Genomic DNA, 572 nt, shown 5'->3' with positions numbered 1-572 from the left:
GAAGCCAAGGTTGATCGCTTGCTCCACTACTAGGCCGTCTGGAGAGATGAGGACTATGCCAAGTCCTGCTCCATGCCGGTTGGATGCTCCATCCACGAAGAGCTTCCACATCTCTCCAACGAACAACTTCCAACAGGTGGAGGGATCGGACGATGCCTTGGGGTCTTCCAGGTTGCTAATGTCTTCTTCAGAGTCCATAGTTGCAGTTTGCCCCTTGTCTTCTGATGGGCCCAAGTCGTTAGTCGCCAATGAATCTTGACTTGGTGTAGTAAGGTCGGATTCCTCCTCGCCTTTTCTACTCTGGTCTGCCTTGGGCACTGACTGAGTAGCCTGTACTAGGGGTTGCGCTATTCCGGCGTCAATCTCCATCCCTAGTTTGGTTGTGTCAGTCAGGTCGATTGGGCAGACTTGGTGGCTTCCAGGAGTGAATTCTTCAATGAAGTTCTCTGCTTCGTACTGGGCATGAACTCGAAGGGACGAGAGTTGGTCTAAAGATTGTGTGGTGGCCATAGAGGTCCGATGCAGTGGAGAAGCGATGGAAGTTGGTCCAAAAACATGTGAAGCTTTGCTTG

The 572-nt window shown here is 51.6% G+C and carries 1 protein-coding gene; it reads right to left on the bottom strand.

Features of this window, described 5'->3' with window-relative positions; genetic code table 11:
• Positions 1-510: hypothetical protein (locus tag IE178_RS37205; protein WP_318280438.1), on the bottom strand; the 510-nt coding region annotated here is incomplete at its 3' end.
• Positions 511-572: the final 62 nt, after the last annotated feature.

The organism is Streptomyces griseoloalbus (assembly GCA_014650015.1).
Classification (GTDB): Bacteria; Actinomycetota; Actinomycetes; order Streptomycetales; family Streptomycetaceae; genus Streptomyces; species Streptomyces griseoloalbus.
The sequence above is the reverse complement of the archived record's forward strand: the minus strand, read 5'-3'. Positions and strand labels throughout refer to the sequence as shown.